The sequence below is a fragment of the Enterobacter cloacae complex sp. SHL020 genome (assembly GCF_049236945.1).
Classification (GTDB): domain Bacteria; phylum Pseudomonadota; class Gammaproteobacteria; order Enterobacterales; family Enterobacteriaceae; genus Enterobacter; species Enterobacter dykesii.
In genome coordinates, this window is sequence record NZ_JBMKJF010000004.1 from 14,285 (window position 1) to 38,209 (window position 23,925).

At 56.9% G+C, this 23,925-nt stretch carries 23 protein-coding genes; 20 read left to right on the plus strand and 3 right to left on the minus strand.

Features of this window, described 5'->3' with window-relative positions; all coding sequences use genetic code 11:
* Positions 1-147: 147 nt before the first annotated feature.
* The 12 genes from rseD (at position 148) to acpS (ending at position 9,561) form a co-directional block, all read left to right on the plus strand.
* A complete protein-coding gene (rseD, locus tag ACOTZB_RS11650; protein WP_223605340.1) occupies positions 148-231 on the plus strand; it encodes a rpoE leader peptide RseD in 84 nt (27 codons plus the stop codon).
* Positions 228-803, plus strand: a complete 576-nt coding sequence (gene rpoE, locus ACOTZB_RS11655) for an RNA polymerase sigma factor RpoE (RefSeq protein WP_006176728.1) — start codon at positions 228-230, stop codon at positions 801-803. The genes rseD and rpoE overlap by 4 nt, the downstream gene beginning before the upstream one ends.
* Before the next feature lie 31 nt (positions 804-834).
* The gene (gene rseA / locus ACOTZB_RS11660; protein WP_257833345.1) at positions 835-1,485 is read left to right on the plus strand and encodes an anti-sigma-E factor RseA; all 651 of its coding nucleotides are present in this window, start codon (positions 835-837) and stop codon (positions 1,483-1,485) included.
* Entirely contained in the window at positions 1,485-2,438 is a 954-nt protein-coding gene (gene rseB / locus ACOTZB_RS11665) for a sigma-E factor regulatory protein RseB (protein WP_023308851.1), read from the plus strand. The genes rseA and rseB overlap by 1 nt, the downstream gene beginning before the upstream one ends.
* Positions 2,435-2,911 (plus strand): SoxR-reducing system protein RseC, encoded by a 477-nt coding sequence (gene rseC, locus ACOTZB_RS11670; RefSeq protein WP_023308850.1) that lies wholly within the window; start codon positions 2,435-2,437, stop codon positions 2,909-2,911. The genes rseB and rseC overlap by 4 nt, the downstream gene beginning before the upstream one ends.
* A 185-nt stretch (positions 2,912-3,096) precedes the next feature.
* Positions 3,097-4,896 (plus strand): translation elongation factor 4, encoded by a 1,800-nt coding sequence (gene lepA / locus ACOTZB_RS11675; RefSeq protein WP_047652704.1) that lies wholly within the window; start codon positions 3,097-3,099, stop codon positions 4,894-4,896.
* A gap of 15 nt (positions 4,897-4,911) precedes the next feature.
* Positions 4,912-5,886 carry a signal peptidase I gene (gene lepB, locus ACOTZB_RS11680; protein ID WP_023308848.1) on the plus strand — a complete coding sequence of 325 codons (975 nt, stop codon included), beginning with the start codon at positions 4,912-4,914 and terminating at the stop codon, positions 5,884-5,886.
* 222 nt (positions 5,887-6,108) lie between these two features.
* Positions 6,109-6,789, plus strand: coding sequence for a ribonuclease III (gene rnc, locus ACOTZB_RS11685; RefSeq protein ID WP_003860711.1), 681 nt, complete (start codon positions 6,109-6,111; stop codon positions 6,787-6,789).
* The gene (era, locus tag ACOTZB_RS11690; RefSeq protein ID WP_023308847.1) at positions 6,786-7,691 is read left to right on the plus strand and encodes a GTPase Era; all 906 of its coding nucleotides are present in this window, start codon (positions 6,786-6,788) and stop codon (positions 7,689-7,691) included. The genes rnc and era overlap by 4 nt, the downstream gene beginning before the upstream one ends.
* Before the next feature lie 17 nt (positions 7,692-7,708).
* Positions 7,709-8,416, plus strand: a complete 708-nt coding sequence (recO, locus tag ACOTZB_RS11695) for a DNA repair protein RecO (protein WP_047652702.1) — start codon at positions 7,709-7,711, stop codon at positions 8,414-8,416.
* Positions 8,417-8,449: 33 nt separating this feature from the next.
* Positions 8,450-9,181, plus strand: coding sequence for a pyridoxine 5'-phosphate synthase (gene pdxJ, locus ACOTZB_RS11700; RefSeq protein WP_032659491.1), 732 nt, complete (start codon positions 8,450-8,452; stop codon positions 9,179-9,181).
* Entirely contained in the window at positions 9,181-9,561 is a 381-nt protein-coding gene (gene acpS / locus ACOTZB_RS11705) for a holo-ACP synthase (protein WP_256063156.1), read from the plus strand. The genes pdxJ and acpS overlap by 1 nt, the downstream gene beginning before the upstream one ends.
* Here the strand turns inward: acpS and ACOTZB_RS11710 are convergent.
* Together ACOTZB_RS11710 and ACOTZB_RS11715 are read right to left on the minus strand one after the other, a co-directional pair.
* Positions 9,558-9,818, minus strand: coding sequence for a YfhL family 4Fe-4S dicluster ferredoxin (locus ACOTZB_RS11710; protein WP_008502177.1), 261 nt, complete (start codon positions 9,816-9,818; stop codon positions 9,558-9,560). The genes acpS and ACOTZB_RS11710 overlap by 4 nt on opposite strands.
* Before the next feature lie 46 nt (positions 9,819-9,864).
* A complete protein-coding gene (locus ACOTZB_RS11715) occupies positions 9,865-10,713 on the minus strand; it encodes a MurR/RpiR family transcriptional regulator (protein WP_023333056.1) in 849 nt (282 codons plus the stop codon).
* A 117-nt stretch (positions 10,714-10,830) separates the two neighbouring features.
* Between ACOTZB_RS11715 and murQ the strand changes: the two genes are divergently transcribed.
* The 4 genes from murQ to tadA are packed head-to-tail and all read left to right on the plus strand — an operon-like array spanning position 10,831 to position 14,300.
* Positions 10,831-11,724: an N-acetylmuramic acid 6-phosphate etherase gene (murQ, locus tag ACOTZB_RS11720; protein WP_421627213.1), complete on the plus strand. Its 894-nt coding sequence runs from the start codon at positions 10,831-10,833 to the stop codon at positions 11,722-11,724.
* An 11-nt stretch (positions 11,725-11,735) separates the two neighbouring features.
* Positions 11,736-13,097, plus strand: a complete 1,362-nt coding sequence (locus ACOTZB_RS11725; RefSeq protein ID WP_421627214.1) for a PTS transporter subunit EIIC — start codon at positions 11,736-11,738, stop codon at positions 13,095-13,097.
* A gap of 3 nt (positions 13,098-13,100) precedes the next feature.
* Positions 13,101-13,736, plus strand: coding sequence for a phosphatidylglycerophosphatase C (gene yfhb / locus ACOTZB_RS11730; protein ID WP_133294939.1), 636 nt, complete (start codon positions 13,101-13,103; stop codon positions 13,734-13,736).
* Positions 13,737-13,760: 24 nt separating this feature from the next.
* Positions 13,761-14,300: a tRNA adenosine(34) deaminase TadA gene (gene tadA, locus ACOTZB_RS11735; protein WP_421627215.1), complete on the plus strand. Its 540-nt coding sequence runs from the start codon at positions 13,761-13,763 to the stop codon at positions 14,298-14,300.
* On the opposite strand, the gene mltF is transcribed toward tadA, so the two are convergent.
* Positions 14,188-15,738 (minus strand): membrane-bound lytic murein transglycosylase MltF, encoded by a 1,551-nt coding sequence (mltF, locus tag ACOTZB_RS11740; RefSeq protein WP_047652698.1) that lies wholly within the window; start codon positions 15,736-15,738, stop codon positions 14,188-14,190. The genes tadA and mltF overlap by 113 nt on opposite strands.
* 256 nt (positions 15,739-15,994) lie before the next feature.
* On the opposite strand from mltF, the gene purL reads away from it, so the two are divergent.
* From purL to glrR, 4 genes are all read left to right on the plus strand, one after another.
* The gene (purL, locus tag ACOTZB_RS11745; RefSeq protein ID WP_421627216.1) at positions 15,995-19,882 is read left to right on the plus strand and encodes a phosphoribosylformylglycinamidine synthase; all 3,888 of its coding nucleotides are present in this window, start codon (positions 15,995-15,997) and stop codon (positions 19,880-19,882) included.
* Positions 19,883-20,415: 533 nt separating this feature from the next.
* Positions 20,416-21,843, plus strand: a complete 1,428-nt coding sequence (gene qseE, locus ACOTZB_RS11750; RefSeq protein ID WP_193805838.1) for a two component system sensor histidine kinase QseE/GlrK — start codon at positions 20,416-20,418, stop codon at positions 21,841-21,843.
* A 1-nt stretch (position 21,844) separates the two neighbouring features.
* Positions 21,845-22,582 (plus strand): two-component system QseEF-associated lipoprotein QseG, encoded by a 738-nt coding sequence (gene qseG / locus ACOTZB_RS11755; protein WP_193805846.1) that lies wholly within the window; start codon positions 21,845-21,847, stop codon positions 22,580-22,582.
* Positions 22,569-23,906: a two-component system response regulator GlrR gene (glrR, locus tag ACOTZB_RS11760; RefSeq protein WP_193805848.1), complete on the plus strand. Its 1,338-nt coding sequence runs from the start codon at positions 22,569-22,571 to the stop codon at positions 23,904-23,906. Before qseG ends, glrR begins: the two co-directional genes overlap by 14 nt.
* Positions 23,907-23,925 lie beyond the last annotated feature (19 nt).

A 23,925-nucleotide genomic window follows, 5' to 3' on the forward strand; every position in this document is an offset into this window, starting at 1 on the left:
CTCTTCTGGCGGGAAAAAGATGTTTCTTGTCAGAAAGTGGTGCGTATCGTGAACAGACTTATAATGAGAGAAAATGAACAGTCTGCGGCGCGATGAACAAAAACAAAGGCGTTACGGAACTTATTGAAGATCAGACACTCTAATTCGGTGCTTGCTCAAAGTGCGGTATTTTTAGAGTGGCGTTTCGATAACGCGTGGAATTTAGGTTTGGGGAGACATTACCTCGGATGAGCGAGCAGTTAACGGACCAGGTCCTGGTTGAACGGGTCCAGAAGGGAGATCAGAAAGCCTTCAACTTACTGGTGGTCCGCTACCAGCATAAGGTGGCGAGCCTGGTTTCCCGCTATGTACCGTCAGGCGATGTGCCTGATGTGGTGCAAGAGTCTTTTATTAAGGCCTATCGCGCGCTGGATTCTTTCCGGGGAGATAGTGCTTTTTATACCTGGCTGTACCGTATTGCGGTCAATACGGCAAAGAATTATCTGGTCGCTCAGGGTCGTCGTCCGCCTTCAAGTGATGTGGACGCAATAGACGCCGAAAACTTCGAAAGTGGCGGCGCATTGAAAGAAATTTCGAACCCTGAGAACTTAATGTTGTCAGAAGAACTGAGACAAATCGTTTTTCGCACGATCGAGTCGCTCCCGGAAGATTTACGCATGGCAATTACGTTACGGGAGCTGGATGGTCTGAGCTATGAAGAGATAGCCGCTATCATGGATTGTCCGGTCGGCACGGTACGTTCACGAATTTTCCGTGCGCGAGAAGCTATTGATAATAAAGTTCAACCGCTTATCAGGCGTTGACGATAGCGGGATACTGGAAAAGGTATTAGGCATGCAGAAAGAAAAACTTTCCGCTTTAATGGATGGTGAAACGGTAGATAATGAGTTGCTCAACGAGCTGTCTCATTCTCCCGAAATGCAAGAGACCTGGGAGAGTTACCATCTCATCCGTGACACCCTTCGCGGTGACACCGGCGAGGTTCTCCATTTCGATATCTCAGCCCGCGTCATGGCGGCTATTGAGAATGAGCCTGTTCATCAGACCACTCCGCTGATTCCTGAAGCTCAACCCGCACCTCACCAGTGGCAAAAAATGCCGTTCTGGCAAAAGGTGCGTCCGTGGGCCAGCCAGCTTACCCAAATGGGTGTGGCTGCATGCGTATCGCTTGCAGTTATTGTTGGCGTCCAGCACTATAATACTCAGTCTGAAACTAATCAGCAGCCAGAAGCGCCAGTGTTTAACACACTGCCGATGATGGGCAAAGCCAGCCCGGTAAGTCTGGGCGTACCGGCTGATGCATCCGCCAGCGGCGGCCAGCAACAGCAGGTTCAGGAGCAGCGCCGTCGCATTAATGCGATGTTGCAGGATTACGAGTTGCAGCGTCGCCTGCACTCTGAACAGCTTCAGTTTGAGCAGGCGCAGACACAGCAAGCTGCTGTGCAGGTGCCCGGAAACCAAACTTTAGGAACGCAATCGCAGTAATGAAGCAACTTTGGTTCGCCATGTCTCTGATGGCGGGTAGCCTGTTCTTCTCTGCCAACGCCTCGGCTGATGTTTCATCCGGGGCGTTGTTGCAGCAAATGAATCTGGCCAGCCAGTCACTCAATTATGAGTTGGCATTTATCAGCATCAATAAGCAGGGCGTCGAGTCGTTACGCTATCGTCATGCCCGTCTTGATAACCAGCCGCTCGCCCAGCTTTTACAGATGGATGGCCCGCGTCGGGAAGTGGTTCAGCGTGGTAACGAAATCAGCTATTTCGAGCCGGGTCTGGAGCCTTTCACGCTGAATGGCGATTATATCGTTGATTCTCTGCCGTCACTCATTTACACCGACTTCAAACGGCTTGCCCCTTACTACGATTTTATTTCGGTAGGGCGTACCCGCATCGCGGACAGACTGTGCGAGGTCATTCGCGTTGTTGCCCGGGATGGAACGCGCTACAGCTATATTGTCTGGATTGATGCCGAAACCAAACTCCCCATGCGTGTTGACCTGCTCGACCGTGACGGTGAAACGCTGGAACAGTTCCGGGTTATCTCCTTCAGCGTGAACAATCAGGTTGGCAACAGCATGCAGAATCTGGCTAAGGCCAGCCTGCCGCCGCTGCTTTCTGTTCCTGCCGGGGATTCCGTTAATTTCAACTGGGTACCTGCCTGGATCCCGCAAGGGTTTAGCGAAGTGTCCAGCAGCCGTCGTCAGCTGCCAACCATTGAAACGCCGGTGGAATCGCGTCTCTATTCGGATGGTTTGTTCAGCTTCTCGGTGAATATCAATCGCGCAACGGCAAACAGCGCCGAACAAATGCTGCGTACCGGGCGCCGTACGGTGAGTACAACGGTACGCGATAACGCAGAGATCACCATTGTGGGAGAACTCCCTCCGCAGACGGCGAAGCGCATCTCCGACAGCATTAAATTCAGGGCTGCACAATGATCAAAGAGTGGGCGACGGTTGTCTCCTGGCAAAACGGCATTGCGCTGGTAAGTTGCGATGTTAAAGCCTCATGTAATAGCTGCGCATCCCGTGCCGGCTGCGGCAGCCGCGTGTTGAATAAGCTCGGGCCACAAACATCGCACACGATTTCTGTGCCAAGCGAACAGCCGCTGATGGCGGGGCAGAAGGTGGAACTGGGCATCGCGGAAGGCAGCCTGCTCAGCTCCGCTATGCTGGTGTATCTCTCTCCGCTGGTCGGCCTGTTTATCATGGGCGGCCTGTTTCAGATGCTGTTTGGTACCGATGTGGCCGCTATGTGCGGTGCTGCATTGGGTGGCGTGGGGGGATTCTGGCTTGCCAAAGGGCTATCTCCGACGCTTGCCGCGCGCGAGGAGTGGCAGCCTGTCATTCTCAGCGTTGGGCTGGCACCAGACCAGCTTCGTGTTGAAACGCTCTCTTCTGAGGCCCGGTGATCCATCGGGCTTTATCATTTTTTACACCCTAAAACAGAAAACGGCCTTTCTTCACGTTATACGTGCTTCTAAGTGCATTTCCAGGTAGCGAGGATGTAGTGTAGAATGCTGCGTTTTCGCACTGAAAAACGTCAGGCTAAGAACAGCGGCCTCCAGGAATTCGTAAGGCATAATTATTTAACTATATGAAGAACATACGTAACTTTTCGATCATTGCTCACATTGACCACGGTAAGTCGACGCTGTCTGACCGTATTATCCAGATTTGCGGTGGCCTGTCTGATCGTGAAATGGAAGCCCAGGTTCTGGACTCCATGGACCTGGAACGCGAACGCGGTATCACCATCAAGGCGCAGAGCGTTACGCTTGATTACAAAGCGGCTGATGGTGAAACCTATCAACTGAACTTTATCGACACCCCAGGCCACGTTGACTTCTCCTATGAAGTTTCACGCTCGCTCGCGGCCTGTGAAGGCGCGCTGCTGGTGGTGGATGCCGGGCAGGGCGTTGAAGCCCAGACCCTGGCAAACTGCTACACCGCGATGGAAATGGATCTCGAAGTTGTGCCGGTTCTGAACAAGATCGACCTGCCAGCCGCCGATCCTGAACGCGTAGCGGAAGAGATTGAAGATATTGTCGGCATTGACGCGACCGATGCCGTGCGCTGCTCCGCGAAAACCGGTGTGGGCGTGACCGACGTGCTGGAACGCCTGGTACGTGACATTCCGGCCCCGGAAGGCGATCCGGATGGCCCGCTGCAGGCGCTTATTATCGACTCGTGGTTCGATAACTATCTGGGCGTTGTCTCTCTGGTGCGTATTAAAAACGGCACCATGCGTAAAGGCGAAAAAATTAAGGTAATGAGTACCGGACAGGTCTACAACGCCGACCGTCTGGGCATCTTCACGCCAAAACAGGTTGACCGTACCGAGCTGAGATGCGGCGAGGTAGGCTGGCTGGTCTGCGCCATTAAAGACATCCTCGGCGCGCCGGTGGGCGATACCCTGACCGGCGCCCGTAACCCGGCAGATAAAGCGCTGCCAGGCTTTAAAAAGGTGAAACCGCAGGTTTACGCCGGTCTGTTCCCGGTCAGCTCTGACGACTACGAAAACTTCCGTGACGCGCTCGGTAAACTGAGCCTGAACGATGCCTCCCTGTTCTATGAGCCAGAAAGCTCAACGGCGCTGGGCTTCGGCTTCCGCTGTGGTTTCCTCGGTCTGCTGCACATGGAGATCATTCAGGAGCGTCTGGAGCGTGAATACGATCTGGATCTGATCACCACGGCGCCGACCGTAGTTTATGAAGTTGAAACCACCTCGAAAGAAGTGATCTACGTCGATAGTCCGTCCAAGCTGCCGCCGCTGAACAACATTCAGGAACTGCGTGAGCCTATCGCAGAGTGTCACATGCTGCTGCCGCAGGAATTCCTGGGTAACGTCATTACGCTGTGTATTGAGAAGCGTGGCGTGCAGACCAACATGGTTTACCACGGTAACCAGGTGGCGCTGACCTATGAGATCCCGATGGCGGAAGTGGTACTCGACTTCTTCGACCGTCTGAAGTCGACCTCCCGTGGCTATGCGTCACTGGATTACAACTTCAAACGCTTCCAGGCCTCCAACATGGTGCGTGTGGACGTGCTGATCAACGGCGAGCGTGTGGATGCGCTGGCGCTGATCACCCACAACGACAATGCGCCGTACCGTGGCCGCGAGCTGGTTGAGAAAATGAAAGATCTGATCCCGCGTCAGCAGTTCGATATCGCGATTCAGGCGGCGATTGGCAACCACATTATCGCGCGTTCAACCGTGAAACAGCTGCGTAAAAACGTTCTGGCGAAGTGCTATGGCGGTGACGTCAGCCGTAAGAAAAAGCTGCTGCAGAAGCAGAAAGAAGGTAAGAAGCGTATGAAGCAGGTCGGTAACGTCGAGCTGCCGCAGGAAGCATTCCTTGCCATCCTTCATGTTGGTAAAGACGGCAAATAACCCTAAGGAGTTGGCATGGCGAACATGTTTGCCCTGATCCTGGTCATTGCTACCCTGGTGACAGGTCTGCTGTGGTGTCTGGATAAGTTTATCTTCGCCCCAAAACGTCGTGAACGTCAGGCTGCCGCACAGGCAGCCACTGGAGATGGGATTGACGCGAAAACCCTGAAGAAAGTCGGCCCGAAACCGGGCTGGCTGGAAACGGGCGCCTCGGTATTTCCGGTGCTGGCAATTGTTCTGGTGGTACGTTCGTTTATTTATGAGCCGTTCCAAATCCCATCAGGTTCAATGATGCCAACGCTGCTGATTGGTGATTTTATTCTGGTAGAGAAGTTTGCCTACGGCATTAAAGATCCTATCTACCAGAAAACGCTGATCGAAACCGGTCATCCGAAACGTGGCGACATCGTGGTGTTCAAATATCCGGAAGATCCGCGCCTGGACTACATCAAGCGCGCGGTAGGTCTGCCGGGTGATAAAGTGACTTACGATCCGGTTGCGAAAGAAGTCACCGTTCAGCCGGGCTGCAGCTCCGGTACCGCATGTGAAAACGCGCTGCCAATCACCTACTCAAACGTTGAGCCAAGTGATTTTGTGCAGACCTTTGCCCGTCGTAACGGCGGCGAAGCGACCAGCGGATTCTTCCAGGTACCGAAAGGTGAAACCAAAGAGGACGGCATCCGTCTGGTTGAGCGCAAAGAGACGCTGGGCGATGTGACGCACCGAATCCTCACCGTGCCAATCGCGCAGGATCAGCTGGGTATGTACTATCGCCAGCCGGGCCAGCAGCTGGCGAGCTGGATTGTACCGCCAGGACATTACTTCATGATGGGTGACAACCGCGATAACTCTGCGGACAGCCGTTACTGGGGCTTTGTGCCGGAAGCGAATCTGGTCGGCAAAGCCACCGCCATCTGGATGAGTTTTGAGAAGCAGGAAGGCGAATGGCCGACCGGTGTTCGCCTGAATCGTATTGGCGGAATCCATTAATTCTCAATAAATGAACGCGTAGCCGCTTTAATTAGCGGCTGCGTGAATTATTTCCACGATAAATCTCTTCGAACTAACGACATCCCCTGTCGTTGTGTATAGAATATTCCCCCGAAGTTTAAGGTTGGCCCTGCAAGGGTGCCACGGCACACGAAACCGCGTTGGTTTTCTCAGGTCGGTTTCGTGTGCTGCATTTTTGACGCATTCATTTATTGGTATCGCATGAACCCCATCGTAATTAATCGGCTTCAACGGAAGCTGGGCTACACTTTTCATCATCAGGAGTTGTTGCAACAGGCATTAACCCACCGCAGTGCCAGCAGCAAACATAATGAGCGTCTCGAGTTTTTAGGCGACTCTATTTTAAGTTTCGTGATTGCGAATGCGCTTTATCATCGTTTCCCGCGTGTGGACGAGGGTGATATGAGCCGCATGCGTGCCACGCTGGTTCGGGGTAATACCCTTGCGGAAATCGCGCGCGAGTTTGAACTGGGCGAATGTCTGCGTCTTGGACCGGGTGAACTGAAAAGCGGCGGCTTCCGTCGTGAATCTATTCTTGCCGATACGGTCGAAGCATTAATTGGTGGTGTGTTCCTGGACAGCGATATCCAGACCGTAGAAAAGCTGATCCTGAACTGGTATCAGACCCGTCTGGACGAAATCAGCCCGGGCGATAAACAAAAAGATCCGAAAACGCGTCTGCAGGAATATTTGCAGGGTCGTCATCTGCCGCTGCCGTCTTATCTGGTGGTACAGGTGCGTGGCGAAGCGCACGATCAGGAATTTACCATCCATTGCCAGGTCAGTGGCCTGAGTGAACCGGTGGTGGGCACAGGTTCAAGCCGTCGTAAGGCTGAACAGGCTGCCGCCGAACAGGCGTTAAAAATGCTGGAGCTGGAATGAGCGAAGATAAAACCTATTGCGGATTTATTGCCATCGTCGGACGTCCGAACGTTGGCAAATCCACCCTGCTGAATAATCTGCTTGGGCAGAAGATTTCTATCACTTCGCGTAAGGCGCAGACCACGCGTCACCGCATCGTCGGCATCCATACTGAAGGCGCGTATCAGGCGATCTACGTCGATACCCCTGGCCTGCACATGGAAGAGAAGCGTGCCATCAACCGCCTGATGAACAAGGCGGCGAGCAGCTCGATCGGCGATGTAGAGCTGGTGATTTTCGTTGTGGAAGGCACCCGCTGGACGCCGGACGACGAGATGGTGCTGAACAAGCTGCGTGACGGCAAAACGCCTGTCATCCTCGCGGTCAACAAAGTTGATAACGTGCAGGAAAAGGCCGACCTGCTGCCGCATCTGCAGTGGCTCGGTAGCCAGATGAACTTTCTCGACATCGTTCCGCTGTCTGCTGAGACCGGTCTGAACGTTGATACCATCGCGGGCATCGTGCGTAAGCACCTTCCGGAAGCGATTCATCACTTCCCGGAAGACTACATCACCGATCGCTCTCAGCGCTTTATGGCGTCTGAAATCATCCGTGAAAAGCTGATGCGTTTCCTGGGCGCTGAACTGCCTTACTCCGTTACGGTGGAGATCGAGCGTTTCCAGACCAACGAGCGCGGTGGCTACGACATTAACGGCCTGATCCTCGTTGAGCGCGAAGGGCAGAAGAAGATGGTGATCGGCAACAAAGGGGCCAAGATCAAAACCATCGGCATTGAAGCCCGTAAGGACATGATGGAGATGTTCGAAGCGCCGGTTCACCTTGAACTGTGGGTGAAAGTGAAATCTGGCTGGGCCGATGATGAGCGTGCTCTGCGCAGCCTCGGTTACGGCGAAGACCAGTAACTTAAGACGACGAGCATATGGATGGATGGCAGCGCGCCTTTGTCCTGCATAGTCGTCCCTGGAGCGAAACCAGCCTCATGCTGGACGTCTTCACGGAAGAGTCGGGCCGCGTGCGCCTTGTTGCGAAAGGCGCACGTTCCAAACGTTCTAACCTGAAAGGTGCTCTACAGCCTTTCACGCCGCTGTTGGTACGCTTTGGTGGGCGAGGGGAAGTGAAAACCCTGCGCAGCGCCGAAGCCGTCTCTCTGGCGCTTCCTCTTTCCGGCATCACGCTCTACAGCGGTCTGTATGTCAACGAACTCATCTCACGGGTTCTTGAGCATGAGACCCGCTTCTCTGAACTTTTCTTCGATTATCTGCACTGTATCCAGGCGCTGGCTGGCGCATCGGGCACGCCCGAACCCGCCTTGCGTCGTTTTGAACTGGCGCTGCTGGGCCACCTCGGATACGGCGTAGATTTTCTGCACTGCGCGGGCAGCGGGGACGAGGTAGAAGACACCATGACCTACCGCTACCGTGAAGAAAAGGGTTTCATTGCCAGTATCGTGATCGACAACAGCACCTTTACCGGGCGCCAGCTCCGGGCGCTGTATGAGCGCGAGTTTCCCGATCAAGATACCTTGCGCGCAGCAAAACGCTTTACCCGGATTGCCCTCAAGCCGTATCTTGGCGGCAAGCCCTTAAAGAGCCGCGAATTATTCAGGCAGTTTGTGCCTAAACGTTAGACCACAGAATCGAAAAGAAAACCGAGGATTGTCATGGCTGAATTACTGTTAGGCGTCAATATCGACCACATCGCCACGCTGCGTAATGCGCGTGGCACGGCGTATCCCGATCCGGTTCAGGCAGCGTTTATCGCTGAACAGGCTGGCGCCGACGGCATTACCGTTCACCTGCGCGAAGACCGTCGCCATATCACCGATCGCGACGTGCGCATTCTGCGTCAGACGCTGGACACCCGTATGAATCTGGAAATGGCGGTCACCGAAGAGATGCTGGCCATTGCCTGCGAGACCCAGCCGCATTTCTGCTGCCTGGTGCCGGAAAAACGCCAGGAAGTAACCACCGAAGGCGGTCTGGATGTAGCCGGTCAGCTCGACAAAATGCGCGATGCCTGCAAGCGCCTGGCGGATGCCGGTATCCTGGTTTCTCTGTTTATCGACGCCGATTTCGCCCAGATTAAAGCGGCGGCCGACGTGGGCGCACCGTATATCGAAATCCACACCGGCTGCTATGCCGATGCCAAAAATGATGCCGAACAGGCGAAAGAGCTGGAGCGCATTGCCAAAGCGGCGACGTATGCCTCAAGCCTGGGTCTGAAGGTTAACGCCGGTCACGGCCTGACCTACCATAACGTGAAGGCCATTGCCGCCCTGCCGGAAATGCACGAGCTGAACATCGGCCACGCCATCATTGGCCGTGCGGTGATGAGCGGACTGAAAGAGGCGGTTTCAGAAATGAAACGCCTGATGCAGGAAGCGCGTCAGTAATGGCCATTCTGGGCTTAGGCACCGATATCGTTGAAATAGCCCGTATTGAAGCGGTAATCGCCCGTAGCGGCGATCGCCTCGCAAGACGCGTGCTGAGCGATAACGAGTGGGCCATCTGGGAAGCGCATCAGCAGCCGGTGCGCTTCCTGGCAAAGCGCTTTGCGGTAAAAGAGGCGGCAGCCAAAGCCTTCGGGACCGGCATTCGTAACGGCCTGGCGTTTAACCAGTTCGAAGTGTTTAACGATGAGCTGGGCAAACCGAGCCTGCGTCTGTGGGGAGAAGCGCTAAAGTTGGCGGAAAAGCTAGGGGTGAATCACATGCACGTGACGATCGCAGATGAACGCCACTATGCCAGCGCAACGGTGATTATCGAAAGTTAAAGTTTGTCCGCGTGGTGCATCAGGACAAACTTATCCCAGAGCTGCTCTTCGCTCTCGACGTGGGCCGGATCCTTCAGGATGGTATTCGGGATCGGGCACACTTTCTGACAGGTCGGCGTTTCATAGTGGCCGATGCATTCCGTGCAGCGGTCGCTGTTAATCTCATAGATGCTGTCGCCCATCGAAATCGCCTGGTTCGGGCATTCGGGCTCGCACATATCGCAATTAATGCATTTTTTGGTAATTAACAGCGCCATCAGGAAATTCTCAGAAACAACACAAACTGGGCGGGCATTATACGCGTCAAACCAGTTTCTTTACCAGTTCTTCGCTGTGACGAATGCGCTCGGGCGCGCGCTCCAGATCCTGCTGCACCAGCGCCATAAACAGCAGGTCCGTCAGCATCATTTGCGCGCTGGTGGACGAGATAGCCGCGCTGCGCGTGGCCTGCTCTTCGGCAATGGTATATAAACAGCGCGTTGCCCGCTGCTGCAGGGCATTCGGCGTAAAACCGGTGATCGCCAGAATTTTACCGCCGACGCGCAGCGCTTCATCGGTCGCCATATTGATTTCACGGCGCTCGCCGGAGTAGGAGATGGCCAGCAGCAGATCGTCAGGATCCATCGCCTGTACGGTCGCCAGCAGGGCGTGCATATCCTGCTCGACGATGGCGTTAAGCCCAATTTTCGTTAGCTTCCAGCCAAAGTTACGCGCCACAAGTCCGGACGCGCCGATACCGGTCAGAATGATCCTCCGCGCGCCGCGCAGCATCGCCACGCTCTCCAGCAGCTTCTCTTCGGTGTTCACATCGAGCGTCGCGTGCATGGCCGCCACGTTCTCTTTGATGAGCTTTTCGCCAACCAGCCGCATCGGGTCATCGCCGCGGATCTGATTATGCACCGGCATGGACTGCGGGTTGGGGTTGCTCACCAGCGCTTCACTGATCGCCAGCTTGAGGGCGGGGAACCCCTTAAAGCCAATCTTCTGGGCAAACTTCACCACGCTCGACTGGCTCACGCCGGCTTCACTCGCCAGCTGCTGCGAGCTGAGGTGGCGCGCGCGATCGGGTTGAGAAAGCAGAAAATCCGCCAGCTTCTTGTCGCTTTGGGCAAAGCCTGCGTAGCGCTGGCGAATGCGAATTAAACAGTTCATAGGGTCTCCTGGCGAAAATGTGATTATCTGCGCAAATACGAATTTTGCTCGCCTGAATGAATTTTATATTCCATTATAGTGTGATTATTATGAATTAAAAATTCTTGAGGTACAAAAATGAATCTTGGCTCACTTGTTTCTGAAACGCGTAACCCGCAAACCATGGATCTGGATGCACTCTCCACCCTGGAGCTGGTTAACCGCTTTAATCAACAGGATACGCTGGTAGCGCAGGCAGTGAAAGAGACATTACCCGAGGTGGCGAAAGCGGTCGATGCGGCGGCGAAAGCCCTTAAAGCCGGCGGTCGCATTATCTATATGGGGGCAGGCACCAGCGGGCGTCTTGGGGTGCTGGATGCGTCTGAATGTCCGCCAACCTTTGGGGTTCCGCACGGTCTGGTCGTTGGGCTGATTGCCGGTGGACCCGGCGCGCTGCTGAAAGCCGTTGAAGGAGCGGAAGACAATGCACAGCTGGGCGAGGATGACCTGAAGGATCTGAATCTGACCGCGAAGGATCTGGTGGTTGGGCTGGCGGCATCCGGGCGCACCCCGTACGTCATTGGCGGGCTGGAATACGCCAACCGGACGGGCTGCACGACGGTGGCCATCTCCTGTAATCCTGGCTCACCGATTGCGCAGGTGGCCGCTATCGCTATCTCTCCGGTTGTCGGGCCGGAAGCGCTCACCGGCTCCACGCGCCTGAAATCCGGGACCGCGCAAAAGCTGGTGCTCAATATGATCTCCACCGGCGCGATGGTGAAGTTCGGCAAGGTTTATCAGAACCTGATGGTGGATATGCAGGCCACCAACGTCAAGCTGGTGGACAGAGCCTGCCGCATGGTGATGGAGGCGACGGGGGCAGGCCGTCAAGAGGCTGAAGCGGTACTCAAGCAGACCGATCACGATGTTAAACCGGCCATTTTGATGATCCTGAGCGGGCTGGATGCGGCGAGCGCGAGAGCCAAACTCGATGCGCATAACGGCTTCTTACGGGCGGCATTAGAAAACTAACAGAGGCGTCTATGGACAAAACAGCAGCGCTCGCCAGCGATATCCTGCAGGGGATTGGTGGGGAAAAAAATATTCAGCGTCTCGAAAACTGCATGACGCGCGTGCGCGTCGAGGTGCATAACGACGACCAGCTCGACGTGCCGCGTCTGAAGGCGCTTTCCGGCGTCAGCGGCTACGTGAAACAGGGTCAGCAGCATCAGCTGATCGTCGGGCCAGGGAAAGCGGCGCAGGTTGTCGATGCCATGCGCGCGCTGATGGGCGTTAACGCGAGCGCGTCGATTAACGATGCGGAACGCACCAGGGCGCAGGCGAAGGCCAAATACAAAGCCCCCATGAGCGATGCGCTGCGTCAGCTGGCAAACGTCTTTATTCCGCTGATCCCGGCGTTTATTGCCTCGGGCCTGATCACCGGGATCATCAATATCCTCAAGCGACCGGATATTGTGGGGGATTTCGCCACGCAGTATCCGAACCTGCTGGGGATTCTGGGGATCTTCGGCAGCGCTGTGTTCGCCATCATGAACATTCTCGTCGGGGTGAATACCGCGAAGGTGTTTGGTGGATCGCTGGCGATGGGCGGGGTCATGGCGGGCATTTTGTCCAGCCCGCAGCTGGCGCAGATCACGCTGTTTGGTGAGGCGCTCCAGCCCGGGCGCGGCGGGGTGATCGCCGTGCTGCTGGTGGTCATCCTGATGTGCTGGATCGAGAAAAGGCTGCGCGCGGTTTTGCCCGGGTCGATCGAGCTGATTCTCAACCCGCTGCTGACCACGCTGATTACCGGTAGCGTAGCTATTGTGGCCCTCCAGCCGTTAGGCGGGTGGATCTCTGAAGCCATCGCTCACGGTGCGTCTCTGGCTATTGACCGCGGCGGCCTGTTAGTGGGCGCTGTGCTTTCCGGTACCTTCCTGCCGTTAGTGCTGACGGGGCTCCATCAGGGGCTGGTTCCCATCCACGTCGAGCTTGTACAGGCGCACGGCTACAACGCGCTACTGCCTATCCTGTCGATGGCGGGCGTGGGGCAGGTCGGCGCGGCGATTGCCGTACTGATGAAAACCCGCAACGCGCGTCTGAAAAAAATGATAAAAGGCGCGCTCCCGGTTGGCCTGCTCGGTATTGGCGAGCCGCTGATTTTCGGCGTTACGCTGCCGCTGGGTAAACCGTTCCTCGCGGCGTGTCTGGGCGGCGCGGTAGGCGGGGCGCTGATCAGCTACTGGAAAGTCGCTACCGTTATCACCTTTGGGCTTTCCGGTTTACCGCTGGCATTAACCATCGTGACCGGAAAAGTCATGCTCTATCTGTTAGGCTATTTAGTAGCGGTGATCGCCGGGTTCCTTTTTACCTGGCTATTAGGATTCAACGACCCAGAGGAGTAAGGTTTGGCAAATCACGCGCGTCGCGTTGTCTTTTTCGATTTGGATGGAACGCTGCATCAGCAGGATATGTTTGGTACGTTTATGCGTTACCTGCTGCGGCGTCAGCCTTTGAATGCGCTGCTCGTGCTACCGCTCTTACCGGTTATCGGGATCGCGCTGCTGGTGAAAGGCCGGGCGGCGCGATGGCCGATGAGTCTGCTGCTGTGGGGATGTACGTTTGGGCACAGCGAAGCGCGGCTCAAGCAGCTCGAAAAGGATTTTGCGCACTGGTTCCGCGGTCACGTTGCCGCCTTTCCTGTTGTACAGGCGCGCCTGACCAGCTACCTCGACGCGAACGATGCCGACATCTGGCTGATTACAGGTTCCCCGCAGACGCTTGTGGAGCATGTCTACTTTGATACCCCCTGGCTTCCGCGCGTGAATCTTATCGCCACGCAAATTGCCCGCGGTTACGGCGGCTGGGTGCTGACCCTGCGCTGCCTGGGGCATGAAAAAGTGGTCCAGCTGGAGAAACGCATCGGTACGCCGCTGCGCCTGTACAGCGGCTACAGCGACAGCAAGCAGGACAACCCGCTGCTCTATTTTTGCCAGCACCGCTGGCGCGTCACGCCCTCAGGCGAACTTCAGCAACTCGAATAGTCTTCTCTAAAACGGGCGTGTATAATGCCGCCCGCTTTTCGACTGGAGTATCAGCCTTTGTCCAACCCTGAACACAATCATGAATACTGGATGCGCCATGCGCTGACGCTGGCTCAACGCGCCTGGGACGAGGGCGAAGTGCCCGTGGGCGCGGTGCTGGTTCATAACAACCAGGTGGTTGGCGAAGGGTGGAACCGTCCTATAGGCCGCCACGATCCTACTGCGCATGCCGAAATCATGGCGCTTCGTCAGGGAGGACTGGTGCTGCAAAACTATCGTCTGCTTGATACCACGCTGTATGTGACGCTGGAGCCGTGCGTGATGTGCTCCGGGGCGATGGTGCACAGCCGGATCGGGACTCTGGTCTTCGGCGCCCGGGATGAAAAAACCGGCGCGGCCGGTTCACTGATGGACGTGCTGGGTCACCCGGGTATGAACCACCAGGTGAAGACTATCGGTGGGGTGCTTGCACCAGAGTGTTCGGGGCTATTAAGCGATTTCTTTCGAATGCGCCGTCAGCAGAAAAAGCAGCAAAAGGCAGAACTGAAGCTGTCGGACGATTAAGCTCGTCCGGCGCCACGACCGGGTAGCTTTGAGCCAGCCGTTTGGCCTCCGTCGCCTCTTTCTCTTTCTCCAGCAGATACCCGACCAGGCTAATCTGATATTTACGGATATTTTCCACGTAGGCGTAGGCTTCATGTCCGCGCGCGTAGCCGTATGTCAGCTTGTTATACCATGGCTTCTGGCTCAGCAGCGGCAGCCGCTGCTTCACGTCTGACCAGCTGTCCGGGTTACCTTTCGTTTTGGCCGTCAACGCTCGCGCATCAAGCATATGCGCGTAGCCCATATTGTAGGCCGCCAGCGCAAACCAGATCCGCTCTTCTTCCGGCACCGTTTCCGGTACTTTAGCCATCATATCCTGCAGGTAGCGCGCGCCGCCGCTGATGCTCTGTTCGGCGTCGGTACGGTCATTCACGCCCAGGCTCAGCGCGGTATTTTTGGTTAACATCATCAAACCACGTACGCCCGTGGGCGACGTGGCCTGGGTATCCCAGTGGGATTCCTGATACGAAATAGCCGCCAGCAGTTTCCAGTCAATCTCCTGGGCGTATTTTTCGAACAGCGGCTGCAGGTCCGGCAGGACGCTGTCTACCGCGCGCAGGAAGCTGCGGGTGTCAACGTAGTCAAAGTCATCGCCGTGCCCGAGGTACTTCTCCTCGAGACGCGCCAGGGTACCGTCTTCATTGATGGTGTTGAAGAAATCAAGCATCGCGGCAGAGAAGGTCTGATCGTCATCAAGCTGGCTAAACCAGGTCACGGGCTGCTCGTCGGTGACGTCCAGCGCCACGGCGATTTCAGGATGCACCCGCTGGAACAGGCTGATCGCGACCGAATCGGCGATGGTGTAGGGCACCTTCTGATCTTTTACCTGCTCCAGCAGCTCCGTCGTGCCGAGTTTCGGATCTACCGTCCAGCTCAGGTCGGGATATTTCTTTTCCTTAAGCTCCCGCAGATCGTCAATCACCACGTGGCCGGGCGCAATCGTCAGCTGCCGATCGTTAATTGAAGCCAGCGAGCGCGGGCGCAGGCTCCCGACGCGGTAAACCAGCTGCTGCGAAACGGAGTAGTAGGTCGGGCCAGGCTGGTAGTTCTTGCTGCGCTCGCTGTTATACACCAGCCCGGCAGCAAGCATATCGGCATCGTCGTTATCGAGGTCATCAAACAGCTGGTTGATATTCTGGCGGACGGTGATTTTGAGCTTCACGCCAAGATAATCGGCGAACTGTTGTGCCAGTTCATAATCCAGGCCAATGATTTTGCCGTTGATGTCGCTGTAAATCAGCGGGGAGTTGAGGGTACTGACGCGCAGTTCCCCCCGCTCCTGAATGGCGGCGATACGGTTTTCGGCTTTGCCGAACCAGGGGATGGAAGGCCAGAGGGCCACTGCCAGCAGCAACGTTACAATGCCGATGAGCAGATAATTAATCTTTAATTTTTTCAATTAGTTAATTCTCTGCGACGCCGGTTGCCTCAGTCTGCTGTAGCCATGTTAATCATAAGGTTTGCCATTGAATGAGCGGCATTTTGCGTAAACTTGCGCCACTTGGCAACCAATTAGAGAGACAGGTCACATCTATTGTTAAAATTTTATTTCGACGCAAACGGTTTCGTCGGCGCTCAGGATTCTCTATAATGACGCCCGTTTTCCCCCCTTGCGCACACTGTAAGCGCCCCGGCGCTTCGAAGACGAGAGACTTATGATGGAAATTCTGCGTGGTTCGCCTGCACTGTCTGCCTTCCGTATCACTAAACTGCTGGCACGTTTTCAGGCGGCCGACCTTCCGGTAAGCAATATTTACGCTGAGTATGTCCATTTTGCTGACCTGAATGCCCCCCTGAATGCAGAGGAGCGCGTACAGCTGGAACGCCTGCTCAAGTATGGCCCAAGCCTGAGCAGCCATACGCCAACCGGCAAACTGATCCTTGCGACGCCTCGTCCGGGCACCATCTCCCCCTGGTCTTCCAAAGCCACCGACATCGCCCACAACTGTGGCCTGAACCAGATTAACCGTCTGGAACGCGGCGTGGCGTACTACGTGGAAGCCTCTACCCTGAGCGACGCGCAGTGGCAGGCGGTTGCGGCTGAACTGCACGATCGCATGATGGAGAGCGTATTTGCCTCTCTCGATGACGCGCAGAAGCTGTTCTCACACCATCAGCCTGCGCCGGTACAGAGCGTAGACCTGCTGGGGCAGGGCCGTCAGGCGTTGATTGACGCCAACCTGCGTCTCGGCCTGGCGCTGGCAGAAGACGAAATTGATTACCTGCAGGATGCGTTTGTTAAGCTCAATCGTAACCCGAACGACATCGAACTTTACATGTTCGCGCAGGCTAACTCTGAGCACTGCCGCCACAAGATTTTCAACGCCGACTGGATTATTGACGGCGAACAGCAGCCGAAGTCGCTGTTCAAAATGATCAAAAACACCATGGAGCAAACCCCTGACCACGTGCTGTCTGCCTACAAAGACAACGCCGCGGTAATGGAAGGTTCCGAGGTGGGCCGCTTCTTCGCCGATCGCGAAGCAGGGCGCTATGACTTCCATCAGGAGCCCGCGCATATCCTGATGAAAGTGGAAACCCACAACCACCCGACCGCGATCTCCCCGTGGCCGGGTGCGGCGACCGGCTCCGGCGGTGAAATCCGTGACGAAGGGGCGACCGGCCGTGGCGCTAAACCAAAAGCGGGTCTGGTCGGTTTCTCCGTCTCCAACCTGCGTATCCCGGGCTTTGAACAGCCGTGGGAAGAAGATTTCGGCAAGCCGGAGCGCATTGTAACCGCCCTGGATATCATGACCGAAGGTCCGCTGGGCGGCGCGGCGTTTAACAACGAATTTGGTCGTCCGGCGCTGAACGGTTACTTCCGTACCTATGAAGAGAAAGTGGACAGCCACAACGGCGAAGAGCTGCGCGGCTACCACAAGCCGATCATGCTGGCGGGCGGGATCGGCAACATCCGTGCCGATCACGTGCAGAAAGGCGAGATCGTCGTCGGCGCGAAGCTGATCGTGCTCGGCGGCCCGGCGATGAACATCGGTCTGGGCGGTGGCGCGGCCTCCTCTATGGCCTCCGGCCAGTCTGATGCGGATCTCGACTTCGCCTCCGTGCAGCGCGACAACCCTGAGATGGAGCGCCGCTGCCAGGAAGTGATCGACCGCTGCTGGCAGCTAGGCGACGCCAACCCGATCCTCTTCATCCACGACGTGGGCGCGGGAGGTCTGTCCAACGCCATGCCGGAGCTGGTGAGCGACGGCGGCCGCGGCGGACGCTTCAACCTGCGCGACATCCTGAGCGATGAGCCGGGCATGAGCCCGCTGGAAATCTGGTGTAACGAATCCCAGGAGCGCTACGTGCTGGCGGTTGCCGCCGATCAGCTGCCGCTGTTTGACGAGCTGTGCCGCCGCGAGCGCGCGCCGTATGCCGTCATCGGTGAAGCGACCGAAGAGCAGCACCTTTCCTTAAGCGACACCCACTTTGACAACCAGCCGATCGATCTGCCGCTCGACGTGCTGCTCGGTAAAACGCCGAAGATGACCCGCGACGTAACCACCCGTAAAGCGGCGGGCAAAGCGCTGGATCGCCAGGGCATCACCGTGGCAGAAGCGGTCAACCGCGTGCTGCATCTGCCTGCTGTGGCAGAGAAAACCTTCCTGGTGACCATCGGCGACCGCACCGTGACCGGTATGGTATCGCGCGATCAGATGGTCGGCCCGTGGCAGATCCCTGTCGCTAACTGCGCCGTGACCACCGCGAGCCTCGACAGCTACTACGGCGAAGCGATGGCTCTCGGCGAACGTACCCCGGTGGCGCTGCTGGACTTCGCTGCTTCTGCCCGTCTGGCGGTCGGTGAAGCGCTGACCAACATCGCCGCGACGCAGATTGGCGATATCAAACGTATCAAGCTCTCCGCCAACTGGATGGCCGCTGCCGGCCACCCTGGCGAAGATGCTGGCCTGTATGAAGCCGTGAAAGCGGTGGGCGAGGAGCTGTGTCCTGCCCTCGGCCTGACCATTCCGGTGGGCAAAGACTCCATGTCGATGAAAACCCGCTGGCAGGAAGGCAGCGAGCAGCGCGAGATGACCTCTCCGCTGTCGCTGGTGATCACCGCGTTTGCCCGCGTGGAAGACGTGCGTCACACCGTTACGCCGCAGCTTGCGACCGAAGACAACGCCCTGCTGCTGATTGACCTGGGTAAAGGTCACAACGCGCTGGGTGCTACCGCGCTGGCGCAGGTTTACCGCCAGCTCGGCGACAAGCCAGCCGACGTGCGTGACGTGGCCCAGCTGAAAGGCTTCTACGACGCGATTCAGGCGCTGGTGGCGCAGCGTAAGCTGCTGGCCTACCACGACCGTTCCGACGGCGGCCTGCTGGTGACGCTGGCAGAGATGGCCTTCACCGGCCACTGTGGTGTGGAAGCCGACATTGCAACGCTGGGCGAAGACCGTCTGGCGGCGCTGTTCAACGAAGAGTTGGGCGCCGTGATTCAGGTGCGCGCGGCAGATCGCGACGCGGTTGAAGCGATTCTGGCGAAGCACGGTCTGGCAGACTGCGTGCACTATCTGGGTAAAGCCGTTCAGGGCGACCGCTTCGTGATTGAAGCTGACGGTCACGCGGTCTTCAGCGAAAGCCGCACCACGCTGCGCATGTGGTGGGCGGAAACCACCTGGCAGATGCAGCGCCTGCGTGATAACCCGGAATGTGCCGATCAGGAGCATAACGCGAAAGCGAATGACCAGGATCCAGGCCTGAACGTGAAGCTCTCCTTCGACATTAACGAAGACATCGCTGCGCCGTACATTGCGACCGGCGCGCGTCCAAAAGTGGCCGTGCTGCGTGAGCAGGGCGTTAACTCCCACGTTGAGATGGCGGCTGCCTTCCACCGCGCGGGCTTTGACGCTATCGACGTCCACATGAGCGACCTGCTGGCCGGGCGTACCGGTCTGGAAGATTTCCAGGCGCTGGTGGCGTGCGGCGGCTTCTCCTACGGCGACGTGCTGGGCGCGGGCGAAGGCTGGGCTAAGTCCATCCTGTTCAACAGCCGCGTGCGTGACGAGTTCGAAACCTTCTTCCACCGTCCGCAGACCCTGGCGCTGGGCGTGTGTAACGGCTGCCAGATGATGTCTAACCTGCGTGAGCTGATCCCGGGCAGCGAAGCCTGGCCGCGCTTTGTGCGTAACCAGTCAGACCGCTTCGAGGCGCGCTTCAGTCTGGTGGAAGTGACCCAAAGCCCGTCTCTGCTGCTGCAGGGGATGGTCGGTTCTCAGATGCCAATCGCCGTTTCCCACGGTGAAGGTCAGGTAGAAGTGCGTGACGCTGCGCATCTGGCTCAGCTGGAAAGCAAGGGCCTGGTGGCGCTGCGCTTTGTCGATAACTTCGGCAAGGTGACAGAAACCTACCCGGCTAACCCGAACGGCTCCGCCAACGGTATTACGGCGGTGACCAGCGAAAGCGGTCGCGCGACCATCATGATGCCGCACCCGGAACGCGTGTTCCGTACCGTGAGCAACTCCTGGCACCCGGAAAACTGGGGCGAGGATAGCCCGTGGATGCGTATCTTCCGCAACGCGCGTAAGCAGCTGGGTTAAGTTTTAGCCCTACCCCCTTCCAGGCCCGGTAAGCGAAAGCTTCACCGGGCTTTTTATTTATGTCGCAATTACGCGACAGACCCGCAATATGGCTGTCTCCAAAAGGCGACACTTAAGTAATTGATTTATATGTGGCAGTAAAGGTTCCCGTTAAGGTGTTGCTTAATAGCGACACTTAGCCTGAAAATCATTCAACCGATAATTAACGCGTTAAACGAGTAAAAACTATATATTTCAATATGTTAATATTTTATTTTGCATTCTGGCACGGGTGTTGCATAATATTAACCAGTGGCTCATTCACCTTCTTATGTCAGCCCCTTCGGGACGCGCTACATAAACTTCGAATGACGCACAAAAAGGTGCCTGCCGTCCAACTACTGATCATAGCGATGCTTTATCAGGCCAGGGCGAAACGTCGAGTTAGGCACCGCCTCATTCCATGACAAAGCCGGGTTTTTACCCGGCTTTGTTGTATCTGAAGGGCAGACTCAGTTACGCTCTGCGTAAACCCCCATTAAGAGAGTAATGCGTTGAAACGCTGGCCCGTTTTCCCCCGCTCCCTGCGGCAGCTCGTCATGATGGCCTTCCTGCTGATCCTGCTGCCGCTGCTGATCCTTGCCTGGCAGGCGTGGCAAAGCCTGAACGCGCTGAGCGCGCAGGCGGCTTTGACCAACCGCACGACGCTCATCGACGCCAGACGCAGTGAAGCGATGACCAACGCCGCGCTGGAGATGGAGCGTAGCTATCGTCAGTATTGCGTGCTTGACGATCGGACGCTGGAAAAGGTTTATCAGAGTCAGCGTAAACGCTACAGCGAAATGCTGGACGCTCACGCGGGGGTCTTACCTGACGACAAGCTCTATCAGGCATTACGTCAGGATTTGAACGATCTCGCGCAGCTGCAGTGCAGCAACAGCGGCCCGGATGCCGTTGCTGCCGCGCGCCTCGAAGCTTTTGCCAGCGCCAACACCGAGATGGTGCAGTCAACGCGCGCGGTGATTTTCTCTCGCGGCCAGCAGCTCCAGCAGGAGATTGCCGAGCGCGGCCAGTTCTTCGGCTGGCAGGCGCTGGTGCTGTTTTTGGTGAGTCTCGGGCTGGTTCTGCTCTTTACCCGCATGATCATCGGCCCGGTGAAGGGCATTCAGCGTATGATCAACCGTCTGGGGGAGGGGAAATCGCTCGGGGATACGGTCGCCTTTAAAGGTCCCCGCGAGCTGCGATCCGTCGGCCAGCGCATTATCTGGCTGTCCGAACGCCTGGCGTGGCTCGAATCTCAGCGCCATCAGTTCCTGCGCCATATCTCTCATGAGCTTAAAACGCCGCTGGCCAGCATGCGCGAAGGGACGGAGCTGCTGGCGGACGAAGTGGCCGGGTCCCTTACGCCAGAACAGAAAGAAATTGTCGAGATCCTGGATAACAGCAGCCGCAATCTGCAAAAGCTGATTGAGCAACTGCTGGATTACAATCGCAAGCTGGCTGACGGGGCGGTCGTACTGGAAAACGTTGAAATTGAGCCGCTGGTGGATATGGTGATCTCCGCCCACAGCTTGCCAGCAAGAGCTAAAATGATGCATACCGGCGTCGAGCTGAATGCGCCTGCGTGCCTGGCTGAACCCATGCTGCTGATGAGCGTTCTGGATAATCTTTACTCCAATGCGGTGCACTATGGTACTGAATCCGGTAACATTTATATCCGAAGTAATACGAATGGTTCACGGGTGTTTATTGACGTCGCAAACACCGGCACCCCGATCCCCGATGACGAAAAAACCATGATCTTCGAACCCTTTTTCCAGGGGAGTCATCAGCGGAAAGGCGCGGTTAAAGGAAGCGGTCTGGGCTTGAGCATCGCCCGGGACTGCATACGACGCATGCAGGGTGAGCTAAACATTGCCGCGGACGAACGTTCAGATGTTTGCTTCCGTATCGAACTGCCCGTGAGCCGGAAAAATCAATAAAATGAATCTATGTCTGGTGAGTATGTCACACGTCTTTTTCCGCGCCGTACGCGCGGTGTTTTCCAGCAAAACGCTTCGCCTGAGCCTGCCCTGTTTATTTCTGGCAGGGTGTGTTTCCCATGCGCCGCAAAGTGCCATTAGCGATAAGCAGGAAGATAAATGGCCGGATAACCAGCTGGCCGATTTCCTCTCAACCCGCTGTGACGACATCTGGAACCTGTCAGGACATGACGTTGAAAGCAACCCGCTCTTCTGGCTGCGAGGAATAGACTGCGCCCAGCGTCTGGCGCCGGTAGACGCCCGCTCGAAGGCGGCGATGCTGGATGACGACACCTGGCAGGACGCGTTCAAGCGTGGGATTTTACTCGCAGATGCGAAAATCACCCCCGTTGAACGCCGCGTCAATGTCACCCGGCTGGACACGTTTGTTGTCAATCTTCCCGTGCAGGTACGCCCGGTATATCAGCTCTGGCGCGATGGGCAAACATTACAGCTTCAGCTGTCTGAAGAGCGCTCCCGCTACAGCAAGCTGCAGCAGTCAACCGACAGCGAGCTTGATACGCTGCGCCAACAGCAGCAACATTTACGTACGCAGCTGGATACCACGACGCGTAAGCTGGAAAACCTGACCGATATCGAAAGGCAGCTCTCGTCGCGTAAATATCAGCCGGGGAGTTCATCCGCTGTGCCGGACAGCGATACGCCGAAACAAGAGGATGTGAAGCATGACGAGCCGTAAACCTGCCCATCTTTTACTGGTGGATGACGATCCCGGGCTGTTAAAGCTGCTGGGGATGCGTCTGGTGAGTGAAGGCTACAGCGTCGTGACCGCCGAAAGCGGGCTGGAGGGGCTGAAGATCCTTAGCCGCGAGAAAATCGATCTGGTGATAAGCGACCTGCGGATGGACGAAATGGATGGCCTGCAGCTGTTCGCGGAGATCCAGAGGCAGCAGCCGGGTATGCCCGTGATCATTCTGACGGCGCACGGGTCGATCCCGGATGCGGTTGCCGCGACGCAGCAGGGGGTCTTCAGCTTCCTGACCAAGCCGGTGGACAAAGACGCGCTTTATAAGGCTATCGACAGCGCGCTGGAACACGCCGCCCCGGCGGGGGATGAAGCGTGGCGGGAGTCTATCGTCACCCGCAGCCCCATTATGCTGCGTCTGCTTGAACAGGCGCGGATGGTGGCGCAGTCCGACGTCAGCGTGCTCATCAACGGCCAGAGCGGAACCGGGAAAGAGATCCTGGCGCAGGCGATCCATAACGCCAGCCCGCGCAGTAAAAACGCCTTTATCGCCATTAACTGCGGCGCGCTTCCGGAACAGCTGCTCGAATCTGAACTGTTTGGTCACGCCCGCGGCGCATTCACCGGCGCGGTGAGCAGCCGGGAAGGGCTGTTCCAGGCGGCGGAAGGCGGCACGCTGTTCCTGGACGAGATTGGCGACATGCCAGCGCCGCTGCAGGTCAAACTGCTGCGCGTATTGCAGGAGCGAAAAGTTCGCCCGCTGGGCAGCAACCGCGATATCGATATTAACGTGCGCATTATTTCCGCCACCCACCGCGACTTGCCAAAAGTGATGGCCCGCAACGAGTTTCGCGAAGATCTCTACTACCGTCTGAACGTGGTGAATCTGAAGATCCCGGCGCTGGCGGAGCGCGCGGAAGACATTCCGCTGCTGGCGAATCATCTTCTGCGCCAGGCGGCCGATCGCCATAAACCATTCGTGCGCGCGTTCTCCACCGACGCGATGAAGCGGCTGATGGCTGCAGGCTGGCCGGGTAACGTGCGCCAGCTGGTGAACGTGATTGAGCAGTGCGTGGCGCTGACCTCCTCACCGGTGATCAGCGATGCGCTGGTGGAGCAGGCGCTGGAAGGGGAAAACACGGCCTTGCCGACGTTCGCGGAAGCGCGGAATCAGTTCGAGCTGAACTATCTGCGCAAGCTATTGCAGATCACCAAAGGCAACGTGACCCACGCGGCGCGCATGGCCGGACGCAACCGCACCGAGTTCTACAAGCTGCTGTCGCGCCACGAGCTGGAAGCAAACGATTTTAAAGAGTAATGCCGTATGATACTGTGAG

Excerpts from the sequence above, each read along its gene's own strand:
- rpoE (WP_006176728.1), top strand. The coding sequence starts at position 228 with ATGAGCGAGCAGTTAACGGACCAGGTCCTGGTTGAACGGGTCCAGAAG.
- rseA (WP_257833345.1), top strand. The coding sequence starts at position 835 with ATGCAGAAAGAAAAACTTTCCGCTTTAATGGATGGTGAAACGGTAGAT.
- rseB (WP_023308851.1), top strand. The coding sequence starts at position 1,485 with ATGAAGCAACTTTGGTTCGCCATGTCTCTGATGGCGGGTAGCCTGTTC.
- rseC (WP_023308850.1), top strand. The coding sequence starts at position 2,435 with ATGATCAAAGAGTGGGCGACGGTTGTCTCCTGGCAAAACGGCATTGCG.
- lepA (WP_047652704.1), top strand. The coding sequence starts at position 3,097 with ATGAAGAACATACGTAACTTTTCGATCATTGCTCACATTGACCACGGT.
- lepB (WP_023308848.1), top strand. The coding sequence starts at position 4,912 with ATGGCGAACATGTTTGCCCTGATCCTGGTCATTGCTACCCTGGTGACA.
- rnc (WP_003860711.1), top strand. The coding sequence starts at position 6,109 with ATGAACCCCATCGTAATTAATCGGCTTCAACGGAAGCTGGGCTACACT.
- era (WP_023308847.1), top strand. The coding sequence starts at position 6,786 with ATGAGCGAAGATAAAACCTATTGCGGATTTATTGCCATCGTCGGACGT.
- recO (WP_047652702.1), top strand. The coding sequence starts at position 7,709 with ATGGATGGATGGCAGCGCGCCTTTGTCCTGCATAGTCGTCCCTGGAGC.
- pdxJ (WP_032659491.1), top strand. The coding sequence starts at position 8,450 with ATGGCTGAATTACTGTTAGGCGTCAATATCGACCACATCGCCACGCTG.
- acpS (WP_256063156.1), top strand. The coding sequence starts at position 9,181 with ATGGCCATTCTGGGCTTAGGCACCGATATCGTTGAAATAGCCCGTATT.
- ACOTZB_RS11710 (WP_008502177.1), bottom strand. The coding sequence starts at position 9,818 with ATGGCGCTGTTAATTACCAAAAAATGCATTAATTGCGATATGTGCGAG.
- ACOTZB_RS11715 (WP_023333056.1), bottom strand. The coding sequence starts at position 10,713 with ATGAACTGTTTAATTCGCATTCGCCAGCGCTACGCAGGCTTTGCCCAA.
- murQ (WP_421627213.1), top strand. The coding sequence starts at position 10,831 with ATGAATCTTGGCTCACTTGTTTCTGAAACGCGTAACCCGCAAACCATG.
- ACOTZB_RS11725 (WP_421627214.1), top strand. The coding sequence starts at position 11,736 with ATGGACAAAACAGCAGCGCTCGCCAGCGATATCCTGCAGGGGATTGGT.
- tadA (WP_421627215.1), top strand. The coding sequence starts at position 13,761 with ATGCCGCCCGCTTTTCGACTGGAGTATCAGCCTTTGTCCAACCCTGAA.
- purL (WP_421627216.1), top strand. The coding sequence starts at position 15,995 with ATGATGGAAATTCTGCGTGGTTCGCCTGCACTGTCTGCCTTCCGTATC.
- qseG (WP_193805846.1), top strand. The coding sequence starts at position 21,845 with ATGAATCTATGTCTGGTGAGTATGTCACACGTCTTTTTCCGCGCCGTA.
- glrR (WP_193805848.1), top strand. The coding sequence starts at position 22,569 with ATGACGAGCCGTAAACCTGCCCATCTTTTACTGGTGGATGACGATCCC.